This window comes from Pseudomonas sp. FW305-96 (genome assembly GCF_058783825.1).
In genome coordinates this window covers 83,144-100,280 of sequence record NZ_JBYSYW010000006.1, presented here as the reverse complement: position 1 = coordinate 100,280, position 17,137 = coordinate 83,144, and the positions used below count along the sequence as shown (strand labels likewise).

Below are 17,137 nucleotides of genomic sequence, written 5' to 3'. Positions count from 1 at the left end.
TCCTTGCTGAGGGGAGCGTCCACGCTACTCGGCCCGTGCGGCCGGCCTGTGGTACCCGGCTATCGACCGCACAGGCCGCGCACGCCGAGCACGGCGGGCACGCCCAGGCCCAGCCAGGCCAGCGCGTCCCAGGCGCCATCACCCAGCAGCGCGGCGAACAGCCCGGCGGCGCCCAGCAAACCGATAAGCAGGGGCCAGGCGAAAATCCGCAGGGTTGGCTGTGACTTGTGGCTCATGCGTGTGCCTCCCTGGCTTTGCGTTGCCTGCCCCACCACAGGTACAGGCCGCTGCCGAGCACGACGATGGTCAGCACGTCCAGCAGCGCCCAGAGAATCTGCATGGGGCGGCCACCGTAGTCACCAAAATGCAGGGGCTGGGACAGACCCATGGCGTCCATGTACCAGGGCCGGTCGCCGACCGCGGTCACTTCGAGGGTGCGGGCGTCGATCAGCACCGGAGTGAACAGGTGCGAGGTCAGGTGCGTGGCGCCGTTCATGAACACCGCGTAATGGTGCTCGCTGGAGAAGCGGGTGCCGGGGAAGGCGATGAAGTCCGGACGCATGCCGGGCGCGGCCTGTTCGGCGATCTTCAGCAGCTGCGTGGCCGGGGCGCGCTCGGTGAGCGGGGGTGCATCGCGGTAGGGCGCGACCATGGCCGCCAGGCTGTCGTTGCGCCATGCGGCGATCACCAGGTCGGACAGGGCGCTGATTACCCCGGTGACGCCGACCACCAGGGCCCAGGTCAGGGTGACCACGCCGATCAGGTTGTGCAGGTCGAGCCAGCGCAGGCGCCGCGACTTGTCGTGGCGGACCGTGGCGAAGCGCAGACGACGCATGAACGGCGCGTAGAGCACGGTGCCGGAGACGATTGCGACAATGAACAGCACCCCCATGAACGCCAGCAACAGTTTGCCGGGCAGCCCGGCGAACATGTCCACGTGCAGACGCAGCATCAGCATCATGAAACCGCCATTGGCCGCCGGCATGGCCACGGCCTCGCCGGTGCGGGCATCGAGCATGAAGGTGTGCGATTGGTCCGGGTGGGTGCCGGCGGTGGCGGCCATTATCGCCACCACGCCGTTGGGTTCGTCCTCTTCGTAGCCGAAGTACTGCATGACTTCGCCAGGGCGGTGTTGCTCGGCCTTGAGCACCAGTTGCTGCAGGTCCAGGTGCGGGGTGCCGGCGGGCATCTCGCGCAGTTCGGGGGCATCGCCCAGCAGGTGTTCCAGCTCGTGGTGGAAGATCAGCGGCAGGCCGGTGAGGGCCAGCAGCAGCAGGAACAGCGTGCACACCAGGCTGCTCCAGGTGTGGATCGCTGACCAGCGGCGGATGGTTTGGCTTTTCATCACGGCTCCTTACGCATCGCGGGGCCAGCCCGCCCCCACTGACCGTGGGAGCGGGCTGGCCCCGCGATGGCTTCGGTCACTCAGAACTTGTAGGTCGCGCTGGCGACGACGCTGCGCTGGTCGCCGTAATAGCAGTAGTAGCCGTCGCAGGTCGAGAGGTAGTCCTTGTTCAGCAGGTTGCTGGCGTTGACCGCCACCGAGGCCCCCTTGAGGCTGCTGTCCAGGCGGCCGAGGTCGTAGTGCACCGCAGCGTCGAACACAGTGTAGGCCTTGCTCTTGCCGAGCCAGGTGTTGGCTTCGTCACCGTAGCGGTTGCCGGTGTAGCGTGCGCCAAGGCCAATGCCGAAGCCGTCAAGCACACCGGTATGCCAGGTGTAGTCGGCCCACAAGGAGGCCTGCTGGTTGGGCATCTGTTGCAGGCGGTTGCCTTTGTACTGCCCTTTCTGGACTTCAGACTTGGCCAGGGTATAGGCGGCGATCACCTTCAGGTTGTCGGTGACGTCGGAGACGGCTTCCAGCTCCAGGCCGTGGACTTTCACTTCTCCAGTCTGGCTGGTGACCGGTGTGCCACCGATGTTGTTGGTGACCTGGACGTTCTTCTGGGTCAGGTCGTACACCGCAGCAGAGAGCAGGGTATTGGAGCCCGGAGGCTGGTACTTGATACCCAGTTCCCATTGCTCGCCCTCGGTCGGCTTGAACGTCTTCTGCGGGTCCGCATCTGCGCTGCTGGCCGGCTGGAAGGATTCTGCATAGGACAGGTAGGGCACCAGGCCGGAGTCGAAGACGTAGCTGATCGCCGCGTTGCCACTGAACTTGCTATCGCGCTGGGTGTTGGTGGCATTACCCTTGTTGAGGAACGTGGTGCCGGTATGCACCCAGTCTTCACGCCCGCCCAGGGTCAGGCGCCATTTGTCGAGTGCCATCTGGTCCTGGACATAGAGACCGGTCTGCACGGTCTTCTGGTTGTAATCGTAATAGGCCGAGGAACGATCGGGGCGGGAAATCGGCAGGCCATGGGCCGGGTTGTTGACGTCGATCGATGGCACATTGAAACCATAGATCGCCAGGTAATCGTGATTGGTGCGCTGGTGGTCCAGTCCAATCAACACGGTATGGCTCAGGGCTCCGGTGGAGAAGTCGGCCTGGAAGTTGTTGTCGACCGCGAACTGGCCGATATTTTCCTCGGTGTTGGTGGACATGCGGTTGGCAATGCCGTCATCGGTGACCGGGGGGAAGTCTTTGTTGTAGCTGCTGACCGTGATGGTCTGGAACGAAAGCTCCGACTTGGTGTAACGCAGGTTCTGGCGGAACTGCCAGACATCGTTGAAACGGTGCTCGAAGGCATAGCCCAGTGCGTAGTAGGTGCGGTCGTAGTAATCGTAATCCGGGTCGCCCAGGTTCTTGTGGCGGGAGACCTTGCCGAACGGCATGTCGATCTTGGTGCCTTGGAGCGGGTAGAACTGGCTGGTGGCGCCGGTATCGTCGCGGGTGAACTGGCTGAGGAAGGTCAGCGAGGTGTCGTCGTCGATGTTCCAGGTCAGGCTTGGGGCGATGTTGTAGCGCTTGTTGTCGATATGGTCGATCTGCGTGCCGCTGTCGCGCACCACGCCGCTGACGCCATAGAGGAACTGGCCCTGCTCATCGAGCTTGCCGGTGCTGGCGAAGTTGATCTGGCGGTGGTTGTCGCTACCGTACTGCAGCTGGATCTCGTGGCTGCTCTCGGCCTGGGGGCGGCGGCTGACCATGTCCAGCAGGCCGCCGGGCGGGGTCTGGCCATACACCGACGAGGCCGGGCCACGCAGCAGCGCAAGACGGTCGAGGTTCCAGGTTTCGGCTTTCGGGTTGGCGTACACGCCGCGGGGCAGAGGCAGGCCGTCGAGGAACTGGGTCGGCTCGAAGCCGCGCACGCGCATCCAGTCATAGCGGGTGTCGCTGCCGAAACTGGCCGAGACGATGCCTGGCATGTACTTCACCGCATCATCCAGGCTCTGCACGCCACGGTCGCTCATCTGCTGGCGGGTGGCGACGGAAATGGAGCGTGGGACTTCGACCAGCGCGGTGTCGGTCTTGGTGCCGGCGGCGGTGCGCTTGGCGGTGTAGCCCTCCACCGGGCCCCAGGCACTTTCAAAACTGCTGTTGGCGTCGATGTTGGTCTCCGGCAGCGCCAGGCTGCCTTCCGCCACCAGGCTGTAGCTGCCGGCACTGCTTTGCTGCAACTGCAGGCCGGTACCACGCAGGGCCGCCTGTAGCGCGCCAATACCGTTGTACTGGCCGCTGACCGGCGCCGAATTACGCCCACTGACCAGCGCCGGATCCAGCGCCAGGGCGATACCGGCCTGGCTGGCGATCTGGTTCAAAGTGCTGGCCAGCGGTGCGCTGGGCAGGTTGTAGGCCCGCATGGCGGACTGTTCGGCGGCGAACAGGGCGGTGCTGGCCAACGGGGTGGCCAGGCCGATGGCCAGGGCCATCAGGCTGGGGCGAAGCAAAGCATCAACGGCACGGGACATTCAGCGGCTCCTCGACGAAATAGTGCTGACTGCTTCCTTGCCGAGCGAGAGTGGGAAAGTGACAGGGGGGTGTGAAAAAAAATACGACTGATTTGCAAAAACCTTTGGGAGGCGGCAAGCCGGCTCCCAAAGGGCGGTCTGGCTGGGGCTATTTGGCGGTAACGGTGACCCACCACGGCGTATGCCGCTCGATCTTCACCGGCAGCACCGGTTGCAGCGAGGCCAGGGCCAGGTCGGTGTCGGTCAGCGGGAAACTGCCGCTCACGCGCAGCTCGGCCACTGCGTCGCTGACACCCAGATGGCCGCTGCGGTACTGGCCGAGGGTGGCCACCAGGTCGGCCAGGCGCACGTTGTCCACCACCAGCATGCCGCGGGTCCAGGCGTCGCTGCCGACCGCCACGGGGGTGACACTGCCCAGGCCGTCGGCGCTCATCAGCACTTGCTGGCCTTCGCGCAGCACCTGTTCATCGCCGCTGTGCTGGGGTTTGGCAGCTACCGATGCCTGCAGCACCTCCAGGCGTGTGCCGGCCTCCTCGCGCTTGACCAGGAAGCGGGTACCCAGTGGGCGCAGGCGGCCCTCCTCGGTGCGCACCAGCAATGGGCGGCTGTCCTTGTGGCCGGTTTCCACCGAGATTTCGCCCTGGTGCAGGACGATCAGCCGTTGTTCGCCCTGGAAGTCGATGTCCACCGCGGTCTGGCTGTTGAGGCTGAGCAGGGTGCCGTCTTCCAGGCGCAGGGTGCGCAGCTCGCCGGTACTGGTGCGTTGGTCGGCCAGCCAGTAGGTGGGCGACACTGACGGTGCGCCGGCCCAGGCCAGCAGGCCGCCGAGCAGCAGCATGCCGGCAAGGCCGCCCAGACGCTGGCGCAACCCGGCCCGGGATTGCAATAGAGTGTGGCGTACCGGCCCGGCGGCAGTGTTGACGCGCTGGTCGAGCATGCCCAGTTGCAACCAGGCGCGGGCGTGCTCCTCGTGGGCGGCGTGCCAGCGCGTAAACTCGCTGCGTTCGTCCGGGGTACCGCTACCTTCGTCGAGGCACAGCTTCCAGGCGATGGCCGCTTCCAGCACCTTGCTGGACACCGGGGCATGCTTCATGTCGGCTCCCCGTAAAGGGCGACATAGCACTGGCGCAGGCCTTGGGCGATGTACTGGCGCACGCGCGAGACCGACACCCCGAGGCGCTCGGCGATCTCGGCGTGCCCCAGGCCATCCAGGCGGTTGTACAGGAAGGCTGCCCGGGCCTTGCTCGAGAGCTTGCCCAGCAAGCGGTCGATGGCCTTGAGGTCTTCGAGGATCAGGTGTTGCTGTTCCGGTGACGGGTGCTCGGCTTCGGGCAGCAGCGCCAGTTCCGCGAGGTAGGCCTGCTCGAGGGCGGCGCGGCGGAAGTGGTCGAACAACAGGCCCTTGGCCACGGCGACCAGAAAGGCGCGGGGTTCGCGGGGGGCGTCCAAACGCTCGCGGCCGAGCAGGCGCACGAAGGTGTCCTGGCTCAGGTCCTCGGCACGCTGGCGGCAGGCGGTGCTGCGCTGCAGCCAGGCGAGCAGCCAGGTGCGATGGTCGCGGTACAGCGCGCCGACCAGTTCGGCATGTGGACTGTGCGCAGACGTCAAGAAGCGTTCCCCGGGAAAGAATGCGTTAACTAACGATAATTATTCGCGATTGTGGCAGAGGCAGGGGGGAGGGCGCAATTGACGCTTATCGGATTGCCAGCATGGCGGGGAAAGCGCAATAAAAATCAGAGACCGTGGTGCTGCGTCTTGCGTCGTCGCCACTGGCGCACCCGCTGCTCCAGCTGCAGCGGGCTGTCCAGTTGCTGGCGGCGCGCTTGGCTGAAGAGGATCAACGCAAGTTCCGCGGTCACCTGGGCATCGGCGCTGGCATGGTGGCGGGCCTGGACTTCGAGGCCGAAACGGGCGATCCAGTCGTCCAGCCCGGCCTCGCGCAGCACTGTGTCGGGGTTGAGCATCGGCGCCAGCTCCGCCACGTCGAGAAACGGATGCTGCAGGCGCAGGCCCAGGCTGTCCTTCAACGCCCGGGCCAGCATGCGCTGGTCGAAAGGGGCATGGAACGCCAGTACCGGACTGTCGCCGATGAACGTCATCAGGTCGAGCAGTGCTTCGGCCGGTTCGCAGCCGGCGGCCAGGGCGCTGGGGCCCAGGCCGTGGATCAGCACGCTGGCGTTGGTTTTCTGTTCGGGGCGGCGCAGGGTCCGCTCGAACGGCCGACCGAGGTCGATGGCACCGTCCTCGATGGCCACCGCGCCGATCGACAGCACCTGGTCGCGATTGAGATTCAGGCCGCTGGTCTCCAGGTCCAGCACCACCCAGCGCTGTTCGCGCAGGGAGCACACGCCCAGGGGCGCAGGGCCGGGCAGCGCGGCCAGGCGCCGCTGCAGCGCCGCATCGAGTTCGGGGGCTGTGGGGCGCAACCAGGCGAACAGGTTCACAACTGGTACCGCAAGGCCAGGCTGCTCTGCAGGCGCTGGGCCTGGCGCAGGGACTCGCGCAGGATGCGCCGGTCCAGGTGGTTGAGGCTGTCGGGGTCGAGCCGGTTGGAGTAAGGCATGTTCTCGCGGCTCTGGCGCTGGTGCTGCTGCATGCGGGTCTGCTGGATGAAGTGGTAGGCCTCTTCATAGGCGGCGCCGTCGAGCGGGTCGATGATGCCCTTGGCGATCAGCTGGCGCAGCCGCTCCAGGGTATTGCACGCCGTGATGCCGTGGGCCAGGGCCAGCAGCCTGGCGCCATCGACGAACGGGGTCAGGCCCTGCACCTTGAGGTCGAGGGTGGCGGCCTTGTCGTCACCCTGGCGGGTCAGCACGAACTCGCGCAGGCGCCCGACCGGCGGACGCTGGCGCAGGGCGTTGTCGGCCAGCATGCGCTGGAAGATGCGGTTGTCCGCGACTTGCTCCAGCAGGCCCTGGCGCAGTTGCTCGCAGCCCTGCTCGTCGCCCCAGACCACGCGCAAGTCGAAGTAGATGCTTGAGCCCAACAGGTTCTCGGGGCTGGCTTCGCGCACGAAGCCGGCGAAGCGCCGCGCCCATTCGCCACGCGACAGGCACAGCTCGGGATTGCCGGCCATCACATTGCCTTTGCACAGGGTGAAGCCGCACTGCGCCAGGTTGTGGTTGATCTGCTGGGCCAACGGCAGCAAGCGTGCGCGGATCGCCTCGGCTTCGGCGCCGTCACGGGCCTCGAATAAAATGCCGTTGTCCTGGTCGGTGTGCAGGGTCTGCTCGCGGCGGCCCTCGCTGCCGAAGCACAACCAGCTGAACGGCACGCCGGGGTCGCCGCGCTCGGCGATGGCCAGCTCGATCACCCGGCACACGGTATGGTCGTTGAGCAGGGTGATGATCTGGGTGATCTGCGTCGAGGAGGCGCCGTGGGCGAGCATGCGTTCGACCAGTTGACCGATTTCGCCGCGCAGTGCCACCAGGCTGTCCAGCCGCGGTGCATGGCGGATGGTGCGGGCCAGGTGCACCAGGTCGACGCGTTGCAGGGAGAACAGGTCGCGCTCGGAAATCACCCCGCACAGGCGCTGGTTGTCCACCAGGCAGACGTGGGCAATGTGGCGTTCGGTCATCGCCATGGCGGCGTCGAACGCACTGGCCTGGGGGCTCAGGTAGAACGGTTTGGCGGTCATGTAGCGCTCGATGGGCGCGGTCAGTTCGGCGCTGGCGTCGGCCACCACCTGGCGCAGGTCGCGCAGGGTGAAGATACCGATGGGGTGGCGCTGCTCATCGATGATCACGATGCTGCCGACCTGTTGTTCGTGCATTTGCCGCACGGCTTCGCGCAGTGGCGTGTCTGGCGTGCACACAACCGGGTGGCGCAGCGCCAGTTCGCCCAGCGGTGTGTTGAGTGAGTACTGGGTACCCAGGGTCTCCACGGCGCGCTGGCGCACTTGCTGGTTGACCTGGTCGAGCAGGCTGCTGACGCCGCGCAAGGCGAAGTCGCGGAATACCTCGGACATGGAAAACACACGGATGAACGCGGCCTTGTCCAGTTGCAGGCAGAAGGTGTCTTCGCCGGCCAGGTGCTCGGTGCGGGTGGCCCGCTCGCCGAGCAAGGCCGCCAGCGGGAAGCATTCACCGCTGGTGATCTCGAAGGTGGTCTCGGTGCCTGGTTTGGTGACATGGTGACGTTCGCCGACCACGCGCCCCTGCTTGACGATATAGAAGTGCTCGACCGGGCCCTCGGCCGGCGTGATGATGCTTTCGCCGCCCGCGTAGAAGCGCAGCTGGCACTGTTCCACCAGGTAGGCCAGGTGGCTGTGTTCCATCTGGTTGAACGGCGGGAAACGCTGCAGGAACTGCAGGGTGCCCTGGATGTTTTGCAGTACCGCTGTCCTGCCGGCCTGGGTGTAGGCGTCCTTTTTGCTCATGAAGCTGACCGTATCGCTACGCCGAACTATATATATCTATCTATAGGGGTCGGCTTTGTTGTTCTCGGCCTCCATGGTCGGCTGGCCGTACTGTGGTGCCCATTGGACGTAAGTCTAGAGCGAGGCTGTCAAGGACCCGACGAAAGGCGAACCGGGCTATGTAAATTTCGCGGTCCTAAGCTGTGAACGAGATTTTTTTGACGAGATGGGCCATGGCCGAGCATGACGACATACTGAGTGACGCCGAGCGCGAGGCACTGGCTGGGGTGAGTGCGCCTGTCGCGGCTCGTCCCGTGGTGCTGGTGGTGGACGACAACCCGGTGAACAGCGAGGCGCTGAGCCTGTACCTGAAGAGCCGAGGTATCGCCTGCATGACGGCTGACGGCGCGCAGGAAGCGATGTTGAAGCTGCATTACGAACCGCGGATCGCGCTGATGATCACCGACCTGCGCATGGAGCCGAAGGATGGCCTGGAGTTGATTCGCCAGATTCGCGAGTCCGAGCGGGCGGCGCTGTCGATCATCGTGGTGTCGGGCGACACCGATGTGAAGGAGGCGGTGGACGTGATGCACCTGGGGGTGGTGGACTTTTTGCTCAAGCCGGTGGACCTGGGCAAGTTGCTGGAGCTGGTACGCAAAGAACTGAGAATGGACTAATCGTACTGGGTCTGCTTCGCAGCCCAATCGCCGGCAAGCCGGCTCCCACAAGGATAGTGTTGACCTGTGGGAGCCGGCTTGCCGGCGATTGGGCCGCAAAGCGGCCCCTTGATGACCTACAGCCCGTTGCGCGCCTTGAACTCGCGACGACGACGGTGCAGGACCGGCTCGGTGTAGCCGTTCGGTTGCTTGGTACCCTCGATCACCAGCTCGATCGCCGCCTGGAACGCGATGTTGTCATCGAAGTTCGGCGCCATCGGGCGGTACAGGGCGTCACCGGCGTTCTGCTTGTCCACCACCGCGGCCATGCGCTTGAGGCTTTCCAGCACCTGCTCCTGGGTGACCACGCCATGGCGCAGCCAGTTGGCCAGCAGTTGGGCGGAAATCCGCAGGGTGGCGCGGTCTTCCATCAGGCCGACATCGTTGATGTCCGGTACCTTCGAACAGCCCACGCCCTGGTCGATCCAGCGCACCACGTAGCCGAGGATGCCCTGGGCGTTGTTGTCCAGCTCGTTGCGGATTTCCTCGTCCGACCAGTTGGTGTTGGCCGCCAGCGGGATGGTCAGGATATCGTCGACCGAAGCCGGGGTGCGCGAGGCGAGCTCGCGTTGCCGGGCCTGCACGTCGACCTTGTGGTAGTGCAGGGCGTGCAGGGTGGCGGCGGTCGGCGACGGTACCCAGGCGGTGTTGGCCCCGGCCAGCGGGTGGGCGATCTTTTGCTCGAGCATGGCGGCCATCAGGTCGGGCATGGCCCACATGCCCTTGCCGATCTGCGCGCGACCCTGCAGGCCGGTGGCCAGGCCGACGTCGACGTTGTTGTTCTCGTAGGCGCCGATCCACTTCTCGTTCTTCATGGCGCCCTTGCGCACCACGGCGCCGGCTTCCATGGAGGTGTGGATCTCGTCACCCGTGCGGTCGAGGAAGCCGGTGTTGATGAACACCACGCGCTCGGCCGCAGCCTTGATGCAGGCCTTGAGGTTGACCGTGGTGCGGCGCTCCTCGTCCATGATGCCGACCTTGACGGTATTGCGCTGCATGCCCAGCAGGTCTTCGACGCGGCTGAAGATCTCGGCGGCGAACGCCACCTCTTCAGGGCCGTGCATCTTCGGCTTGACGATGTAGACACTGCCGGTACGGGTGTTCTTGCGGCTGGTGTTGCCGTTGAGGTTGTGCAGGGCGATCAGGTTGGTGAACAGGCCGTCCTGGATACCTTCGGGAATTTCGTTGCCCTGGGCGTCGAGGATCGCCGGGTTGGTCATCAGGTGACCGACGTTGCGCACGAACAGCAACGAGCGGCCGTGCAGGGTCACGCTGCCGCCATTGGGCCCCGCGTACTCGCGGTCCGGGTTCATGGTGCGGGTGAAGGTCTTGCCGCCCTTGCTCACGCTTTCGGCCAGGTCGCCTTTCATCAGGCCCAGCCAGTTGCGGTAGACGATGACCTTGTCGTCGGCATCGACGGCGGCGACCGAGTCTTCGCAGTCCATGATGGTGGTCAGTGCCGATTCCATCAGGATGTCTTTCACGCCGGCGGCGTCGGTGCTGCCGACCGGGGTGCTGGCGTCGACCTGGATCTCGAAGTGCAGGCCGTTGTGCTTGAGCAGCACGGCAGTCGGCGCGGTGGCATCGCCGTGGAAACCGATCAGTTGGGCGTCGTCACGCAGGCCGCTGTTGCTGCCGCCCTTGAGGGCGACCACCAGCTTGCCGCCGTCGATGCGGTAGGCGGTGGAGTCGACATGGGAGCCTGCGGCCAGCGGCGCGGCCTGGTCGAGGAAGGCACGGCCGAAGGCGATGACCTTGTCGCCACGGACCTTGTTGTAGCCCTGACCTTTTTCAGCGCCGCCTTCATCGCTGATGACATCGGTGCCGTACAGCGCGTCATACAGCGAGCCCCAGCGGGCATTGGCGGCGTTCAGGGCGAAACGGGCGTTCATCACCGGCACCACCAACTGCGGGCCGGCCATGACCGCGATCTCGTCATCGACGTTCTGGGTGGTGGCCTGGAAGTCCTCGACTTGTGGCAGCAGGTAGCCGATCTCCTGGAGGAATGCCTTGTAGGCGACGGCGTCATGGGCCTGGCCTTTGCGGGCCTGGTGCCAGGCGTCGATCCTGGCTTGCAGCTCGTCGCGCTTGGCGAGCAGGGCTTTGTTCTTGGGAGCGAGGTCTTTAATGATCTCTGCCGCCCCGGCCCAGAACTTGTCGGCTTCGATGCCGGTTCCAGGAATCGCTTCGTCGTTGACGAAGTCGTACAGGGCCTTGGCGACCTGAAGGCCACCGACTTGAACGTATCCAGTCATTGCTTGCCTCACCTCTGCTCAGCTATTTCGCTTTCGCTCTTCTGTATTAAGCCTGTAGCGCTTCTCTAAACACGGCACCAGTGCATGCCCGCGCATTCCCGGGCGGCTGGGTGCGGCTCGCCAGACGGGCCGGCGGGCGGTTGGCGTATTTTCACAGGCGCCTTGGCAGACATCGAAACGACGTTTTTGTAGTCCGCGCCGATGCATACTACATGAAGCAGCAGGCAGGTAAACATCAGACTAAAAGCGTCGCACTGCGACCGATTGGTCGCATAGGGTCACGCTGGGAGACGACATGTTCGCAAAAAACAGGTGGATTGTTCCAGATAAATCTTGAAACAGTACACGATTAGTTGGCCTGGCTGTCCTGCGGCAGGTTGCCGCGCCTTGCCTATACTGATTCGATCCCCGTATCGTCCCCATCTGCGGCGGCGCTTGCAGACGAATGAAGGAGTGGCCTCGTGGACCATCTTGTACTGACCGTGATCGCCCCTGACAAGGCCGGGCAGGTAGAGCGTATCGCCCAATGCATCGCCGATCACAATGGCAACTGGCTGGAAAGCCGCATGTCACGCATGGCCGGCCAGTTCGCCGGGATCCTGCGGGTGGCGGTACCGGCGGAGAACTACGCCGAACTGGTCGAGTCGCTGCAGAAACTGGGCGACCACGGCATTCGTGTGTTGATCGCCGAGAGCGGCATCGAGCCGTCCTGCACCTGGAAACCGATCGCCATGGAGCTGGTGGGCAACGACAGGCCGGGCATCGTCCGTGACATCACCCGCCTGCTGGCGGAGCTTGGGGTGAATGTGGAGCGCCTGAGCACCGAGGTGCGCCCGGCACCCATGAGCAGCGAGCCGTTGTTCCAGGCCGATGCGCTGCTGGCGCTGCCCTTGACCTTGTCTCTGGATGATTTGCAGGCAAGGTTGGAGAGCCTGGCGGATGATCTGATGGTGGAGTTGCGGCTGCGGCCGGAGGATTGATTGCGGGCAATCGCGGGGCAAGTCGCAACGGCGAACCGCCGCTCCCACGGTTATCCCGATTTAACGGGGACGCCCCTGTGGATAACCTGGGGGCGTACTGCTACAGCCCAATAACCACGCCGGTTAGCCAGCATTGAGCAAAAAACACCCAGTAATCAGTCGCTTGTGCACAAACCACGGGGACGAGGGTGTGGATAACCTCTGGAGACCTTGCTGCAGGCCACGCACTCCGTGGTCTGCAGCTATTTGATCATTAATTGATCAGGCGCGCTTGCGCAAACTCACCCAGGCATCGACGCTGTAGACCGCCAGGCCTGCCCAGATACACGCAAATGCTATCAGTGTGCTGGACGAAAGATGCTCATCGAACAGCCACACCGCTTGCAGCAACACCAAGGTCGGCGCCAGGTACTGCAGGAAACCCAGGGTGGTGTACGGCAGGTGGCGCGCGGCAGCGTTGAAGCACACCAGGGGTATCAGGGTTACCGGGCCGGCGGCGATCAGCCACAGCGCCTCGCTGCTGTTGAAAAATTCCAGGCTGGCGCTGTTGGCCGTTGGGTGCAGCAGCAGCCAGCCGATCGCCAGCGGTACCAGCATCCAGGTTTCGACCACCAGGCCGGGCAGTGCCGCGACCGGCGCCTGCTTGCGGATGAGCCCGTAGAAGCCGAAGGACAGTGCCAGCGCCAACGATACCCAGGGCAGGCTGCCGACCTGCCAGACTTGTTGCGCCACCCCGAGGGCCGCCAGGCCCACTGCCAGCCATTGCAGGCGGCGCAGGCGCTCACCGAGCAGCAACATGCCCAGTAGCACGTTGATCAGCGGGTTGATGTAGTAGCCCAGGCTGGCCTCGAGCATGCGCCCGTTGTTCACCGCCCATACATAGGTCAGCCAGTTGCCGGCGATCAGCGTGCCGCTCAGGGCCAGGATGGCCAGGCGCCTGGGGTTGTCGCGCAGTTCGCGCCACCAGCCGGGGTGCTTCCACACCAGCAGCAGGAGCGAACCGAACAGCGCCGACCAAAGCACCCGATGGACGATGATCTCCACCGCCGGGACGCTCTGGATGGCTTTGAAGTACAGGGGGAACAGGCCCCAGATGATGTAGGCGCCGAGGCCCAGAATATACCCGCGACGCGGGTTTGCGGCGTGCATGCAGAATCCTTGCTTAGGTAGCTAAATAAAGCGACGCCTATTGTAGACAGAGCGCGACGTGCACCTAGAACAATTTCAGCGGTTGTTCATCGAGGGCGGCCATTTGCTCACGTAGCGCCAGGATCTGGTCCCCCCAGTAGCGTGGTTGGCCGAACCACGGGAAGCTGCGGGGGAACGCCGGGTCATCCCAGCGCCGAGCCAGCCAGGCGCTGTAGTGCAACTGGCGCAGGGCGCGCAGTGGCTCGATCAGGGCCAGTTCACGCGGGTCGAAGTCGTGGAATTCGTTGTAGCCGTCGATCAGCTCGGCGAGCTGGCCAAGGCGCTCTTCGCGGCTGCCGGCAAGCATCATCCACAGGTCCTGCACCGCGGGGCCCATGCGGCAGTCGTCGAGGTCGACCACATGATAGATATCGTCGCGGTGCATCAGGTTGCCGGGGTGCAGGTCGCCGTGCAGGCGGATCCGCTGGTGCGGGGTGCGGGCGTAGATATCCTCGACCCGCTTGAGCAGGTCGCGGGCCACGGATTCGAAGGCCGGCAGCAGCTCGCGAGGAACGAAGCCGCCGTCCAGCAGGGTGTTGAGCGAGGCATGGCCAAAGTTGTCCACAGCCAGTTGCTCACGGTGTTCGAATGGCCGGATTGCCGCCACGGCATGCAAGCGCCCGAGCAACTGACCCAGGCGGTACAACTGGTCGAGGTTGCCCGGCTCCGGGGCATGGCCGCCACGGCGCGGGAACAGGGTAAAGCGAAACCCCTGGTGCTCGAACAGGGAGCGGCCCTCGTGCAGCAGTGGCGCCACCACGGGCACTTCGCACTCCGCCAGTTCGGCGGTGAAGGCATGTTCTTCGAGGATTGCCGCATCGCTCCAGCGCCCAGGGCGGTAGAACTTGGCGATCAGCGGTTGTTCCCCCTCGATGCCCACCTGATAGACACGGTTTTCGTAGCTGTTGAGCGCCAGCACCCGCGCATCGCTGAGAAAGCCAAGGCTTTCCACGGCGTCCAGCACGAGGTCGGGGGTGAGGGTGTCGAAGGGGTGGGACATGAAAGGCTCCAGGCGCGGGGACGGCGTGGCTGCATGTTACCCCAATCACAAGGCAGGCCCCGCCCTTGTCGTAGCCGGTTAGACCGGCACCCCCAGCAACACGAATGACGGATGGAACTGCACCCGCATCATGCTCTGTGGCCCGACTTGATACTGCGCCAGCCAGTCAGCCTCGGCGAAAGCGCACAAAGTCTGCCCGTTACCCAGTGCCAGGCGCACCTCGACTGGACCGTCCTGCTCACCGACAAGCTCCTCGACCTTGGCCTTCAGGCAATTGCTGCCTTGCTCCGCCTTCTCGTCCGGCCCCAGCAACTGCACCCACCCCGCCTTCAGCAGCGCCACCACCGTGCCCCCAAGTGCCAGTTCCAGGCGTTCGGTACTGCCCCGGGTGATCAAGGCCTCGATCTCCAGGCCGCCGCCCAGGTCCAGGCTGATACGGTCATGCCGGCCTTCGCGGCGCAGCCCGCTGATGCGTCCCTGCAACTGGTTGCGCGCACTGGTGCGCAGCATCAGCCGGCCAAGCAGGGCGAAGTCGCTGCTGTCCTCGGCGGACTCCAGGATCTCTGCCTGCAACGCCTGCAGGCGCTGGTACAGGCGCAATACCCGTTCGCCTTCGGCGGACAACCGGGCGCCACCACCGCCCCGGCCGCCGGTGCTGCGTTCCACCAGGGGCTGCGCCGCCAGGTTGTTGAGTTCGTCGATGGCATCCCAGGCGGCCTTGTAGCTGATCCCCGCGGCCTTGGCGGCGCGGGTGATGGACCCCTGCTCGGCGACATGTTGCAACAGGGCGATGCGCTGTGGGCGGCGGGCGATGTGCTGGGTGAGCAAGGCGGGCAGGGACATGGGTGGGCATCAGGCGTGGTGAAGGTTCCGCGACGTTGCCGTCGTCACCGGGTCAAGTCAAGCCTGGCCCGGGCGCGGTGTGCGCGCCAGGCAGTAGATATCCACCTGCCGGGCTCCGGCTTTGCGCAGCAACCGGGCGATGGTCTGCGCGGTCGCCCCGGTGGTCAGCACGTCGTCGACCAGTGCCAGGTGCAGGCCCTCCAGTTCACTGCCCGGGGTGAGGGCGAAGGCCTGGCGCAGATTGCGTTGCCGGGCCTTGGCACCAAGCGCCTGTTGCGCCGGTGTATCGCGTACCCGCTGGAGCAGGTGCTCGTCGCAGGGCAGGCGCAATTGCCTGGCGAGCCAGCGGGCGAGCATCGCCGCCTGGTTGAAGCCGCGCTGGCGCAGTCGACGCCCGGCCAGGGGAACGGGCAACAAGCGATCCGGCTGCGGCAAGCCCTCGTGATAGTGGTGGCTCAGGTTCTGGCCGAGCAGTTGGGCGAGCAACCGCCCCAGGGGCCACTGGCTGTTGTGCTTGAAGCGGCTTATCAGGGTGTCGACGGGAAAGCCGTAATGCCAGGGCGCGATCACTCGTTTGAATGCCGGTGGGCGGCGGCTGCAACTGCCGCAGAGAAGGTCGTCCAGGGCCAGGGGCAGCGCGCAACGGCGGCATTGCTCCTGCAGCCAGGGCAGCGCCTGCTCGCAGGCGACGCACAGTGGGTAGGGCTGCCCCGCGAGCTCATCGCAAAGCAAACAGGATTGTTCGATATTTGTACAGATGTAAACCAGTGTGTTCTTGATTGGTTGACAGTTCATGGGGCCTTCCGTGACTATGCGAGCTATCCGTGATGCGCTGGTGGGTTTCCCTGTCCCGGCGTCAGTCAGACCATAGATAAGGAAACGCCGATGAGCGCCAGCGCAATTGCAACAACCCGTCACGACTGGTCCCTGGCCGAGGTCAAGGCACTGTTCCAGCAGCCGTTCAATGACCTGCTGTTCCAGGCCCAGAACGTTCACCGTGCACATTTCGACCCCAACCGCGTGCAGGTTTCCACGCTGCTGTCGATCAAGACCGGCGCCTGTCCGGAAGATTGCAAATATTGTCCGCAGTCCGGCCACTACAACACCGGGCTGGAAAAACAGAAGCTGATGGAAGTGCAGAAGGTGCTGGAGGAGGCCGCCCGGGCCAAGGCCATCGGCTCGACCCGCTTCTGCATGGGCGCGGCGTGGAAGCATCCCTCGGCCAAGGACATGCCCTACGTGCTGGAGATGGTCAAAGGGGTCAAGGCCATGGGCCTGGAAACCTGCATGACCCTCGGCAAGCTCGACCAGGAGCAGACCCAGGCCTTGGCCCAAGCCGGCCTGGACTACTACAACCACAACCTCGACACCTCGCCGGAGTTCTACGGCAGCATCATCACCACCCGCACCTACAGCGAACGCCTGCAGACCCTGGCCTACGTGCGTGACGCCGGCATGAAGATCTGCTCCGGGGGCATCCTTGGCATGGGCGAGTCGCTGGACGACCGCGCCGGCCTGTTGATCCAGCTGGCCAACCTCCCCGAGCACCCGGAGTCGGTGCCGATCAACATGCTGGTCAAGGTTGCCGGCACGCCGCTGGCCGACGAGGAAGACGTCGATCCGTTCGACTTCATTCGCATGCTCGCCGTGGCCCGGATCCTCATGCCCAAGTCCCACGTGCGCCTGTCGGCCGGCCGTGAGCAGATGAACGAGCAGATGCAGGCCCTGGCGTTCATGGCCGGGGCCAACTCGATCTTCTACGGCGAGAAGCTGCTGACCACGGCCAACCCGCAGGCCGACAAGGACATGCAGCTGTTCGCCCGCCTGGGTATCCAGCCGGAAGCCCGTGAAGAGCACGCCGACGAAGTGCACCAGGCCGCCATCGAACAGGCGCTGGTCGAGCAGCGCAGCAGCGAGCTGTTCTACGACGCAGCCTCGGCCTGAGC

Annotated in this window: 14 protein-coding genes and 1 pseudogene; 3 read left to right on the top strand and 12 right to left on the bottom strand. The window is 65.0% G+C overall.

Annotated elements, in window-relative coordinates; genetic code table 11:
- Positions 1-59: 59 nt before the first annotated feature.
- From AC3WL2_RS06645 to AC3WL2_RS06615, 7 genes are all read right to left on the bottom strand, one after another.
- A complete protein-coding gene (locus tag AC3WL2_RS06645) occupies positions 60-236 on the bottom strand; it encodes a hypothetical protein (RefSeq protein ID WP_173862410.1) in 177 nt (58 codons plus the stop codon).
- Positions 233-1,345 (bottom strand): PepSY-associated TM helix domain-containing protein, encoded by a 1,113-nt coding sequence (locus tag AC3WL2_RS06640; RefSeq protein ID WP_102681886.1) that lies wholly within the window; start codon positions 1,343-1,345, stop codon positions 233-235. Before AC3WL2_RS06640 ends, AC3WL2_RS06645 begins: the two co-directional genes overlap by 4 nt.
- Positions 1,346-1,425: 80 nt before the next feature.
- Positions 1,426-3,852 carry a TonB-dependent siderophore receptor gene (locus AC3WL2_RS06635; protein ID WP_102681887.1) on the bottom strand — a complete coding sequence of 809 codons (2,427 nt, stop codon included), beginning with the start codon at positions 3,850-3,852 and terminating at the stop codon, positions 1,426-1,428.
- 148 nt (positions 3,853-4,000) lie between these two features.
- Positions 4,001-4,945: a FecR domain-containing protein gene (locus tag AC3WL2_RS06630; protein ID WP_102681888.1), complete on the bottom strand. Its 945-nt coding sequence runs from the start codon at positions 4,943-4,945 to the stop codon at positions 4,001-4,003.
- Positions 4,942-5,460, bottom strand: coding sequence for an RNA polymerase sigma factor (locus AC3WL2_RS06625; protein WP_038707220.1), 519 nt, complete (start codon positions 5,458-5,460; stop codon positions 4,942-4,944). The genes AC3WL2_RS06630 and AC3WL2_RS06625 overlap by 4 nt, the downstream gene beginning before the upstream one ends.
- Before the next feature lie 125 nt (positions 5,461-5,585).
- Positions 5,586-6,296, bottom strand: a complete 711-nt coding sequence (locus AC3WL2_RS06620; RefSeq protein ID WP_102681889.1) for a 3'-5' exonuclease — start codon at positions 6,294-6,296, stop codon at positions 5,586-5,588.
- Complete coding sequence (locus AC3WL2_RS06615; RefSeq protein WP_102681890.1) at positions 6,293-8,230, bottom strand: putative nucleotidyltransferase substrate binding domain-containing protein; 1,938 nt, start codon at positions 8,228-8,230, stop codon at positions 6,293-6,295. Before AC3WL2_RS06615 ends, AC3WL2_RS06620 begins: the two co-directional genes overlap by 4 nt.
- Positions 8,231-8,435: 205 nt before the next feature.
- On the opposite strand from AC3WL2_RS06615, the pseudogene AC3WL2_RS06610 reads away from it, so the two are divergent.
- Positions 8,436-8,886: pseudogene (locus AC3WL2_RS06610) on the top strand (response regulator).
- Between the two features lie 116 nt (positions 8,887-9,002).
- Here AC3WL2_RS06610 and AC3WL2_RS06605 read toward each other — a convergent pair.
- Entirely contained in the window at positions 9,003-11,180 is a 2,178-nt protein-coding gene (locus AC3WL2_RS06605; RefSeq protein ID WP_102681892.1) for a malate synthase G, read from the bottom strand.
- Positions 11,181-11,641: 461 nt separating this feature from the next.
- Here AC3WL2_RS06605 and AC3WL2_RS06600 point away from each other — a divergent pair, with 461 nt between their 5' ends.
- Positions 11,642-12,160, top strand: a complete 519-nt coding sequence (locus AC3WL2_RS06600) for a glycine cleavage system transcriptional repressor (RefSeq protein WP_046857418.1) — start codon at positions 11,642-11,644, stop codon at positions 12,158-12,160.
- A gap of 261 nt (positions 12,161-12,421) precedes the next feature.
- On the opposite strand, the gene rarD is transcribed toward AC3WL2_RS06600, so the two are convergent.
- The 4 genes from rarD to AC3WL2_RS06580 all read right to left on the bottom strand — a co-directional run bounded on the left by rarD (position 12,422) and on the right by AC3WL2_RS06580 (position 15,986).
- Positions 12,422-13,309 carry an EamA family transporter RarD gene (rarD, locus tag AC3WL2_RS06595; protein ID WP_102681893.1) on the bottom strand — a complete coding sequence of 296 codons (888 nt, stop codon included), beginning with the start codon at positions 13,307-13,309 and terminating at the stop codon, positions 12,422-12,424.
- Between the two features lie 64 nt (positions 13,310-13,373).
- Positions 13,374-14,348: a serine/threonine protein kinase gene (locus tag AC3WL2_RS06590; RefSeq protein ID WP_102681894.1), complete on the bottom strand. Its 975-nt coding sequence runs from the start codon at positions 14,346-14,348 to the stop codon at positions 13,374-13,376.
- A gap of 78 nt (positions 14,349-14,426) precedes the next feature.
- On the bottom strand, positions 14,427-15,191 hold the full coding sequence (locus AC3WL2_RS06585; protein WP_102681895.1) for a TOBE domain-containing protein: 765 nt from the start codon (positions 15,189-15,191) through the stop codon (positions 14,427-14,429).
- A 57-nt stretch (positions 15,192-15,248) separates the two neighbouring features.
- Positions 15,249-15,986, bottom strand: a complete 738-nt coding sequence (locus AC3WL2_RS06580) for a ComF family protein (protein WP_102681896.1) — start codon at positions 15,984-15,986, stop codon at positions 15,249-15,251.
- Positions 15,987-16,076: 90 nt separating this feature from the next.
- Between AC3WL2_RS06580 and bioB the strand changes: the two genes are divergently transcribed.
- Positions 16,077-17,135: a biotin synthase BioB gene (gene bioB, locus AC3WL2_RS06575; RefSeq protein WP_102681897.1), complete on the top strand. Its 1,059-nt coding sequence runs from the start codon at positions 16,077-16,079 to the stop codon at positions 17,133-17,135.
- Positions 17,136-17,137: the final 2 nt, after the last annotated feature.

Coding starts and splice junctions, on each gene's coding strand:
- AC3WL2_RS06645 (WP_173862410.1), bottom strand. CDS start 236: ATGAGCCACAAGTCACAGCCAACCCTGCGGATTTTCGCCTGGCCCCTG.
- AC3WL2_RS06605 (WP_102681892.1), bottom strand. CDS start 11,180: ATGACTGGATACGTTCAAGTCGGTGGCCTTCAGGTCGCCAAGGCCCTG.
- AC3WL2_RS06580 (WP_102681896.1), bottom strand. CDS start 15,986: ATGAACTGTCAACCAATCAAGAACACACTGGTTTACATCTGTACAAAT.
- AC3WL2_RS06615 (WP_102681890.1), bottom strand. CDS start 8,230: ATGAGCAAAAAGGACGCCTACACCCAGGCCGGCAGGACAGCGGTACTG.
- AC3WL2_RS06590 (WP_102681894.1), bottom strand. CDS start 14,348: ATGTCCCACCCCTTCGACACCCTCACCCCCGACCTCGTGCTGGACGCC.
- AC3WL2_RS06630 (WP_102681888.1), bottom strand. CDS start 4,945: ATGAAGCATGCCCCGGTGTCCAGCAAGGTGCTGGAAGCGGCCATCGCC.
- rarD (WP_102681893.1), bottom strand. CDS start 13,309: ATGCACGCCGCAAACCCGCGTCGCGGGTATATTCTGGGCCTCGGCGCC.
- AC3WL2_RS06640 (WP_102681886.1), bottom strand. CDS start 1,345: ATGAAAAGCCAAACCATCCGCCGCTGGTCAGCGATCCACACCTGGAGC.
- AC3WL2_RS06635 (WP_102681887.1), bottom strand. CDS start 3,852: ATGTCCCGTGCCGTTGATGCTTTGCTTCGCCCCAGCCTGATGGCCCTG.
- bioB (WP_102681897.1), top strand. CDS start 16,077: ATGAGCGCCAGCGCAATTGCAACAACCCGTCACGACTGGTCCCTGGCC.
- AC3WL2_RS06585 (WP_102681895.1), bottom strand. CDS start 15,191: ATGTCCCTGCCCGCCTTGCTCACCCAGCACATCGCCCGCCGCCCACAG.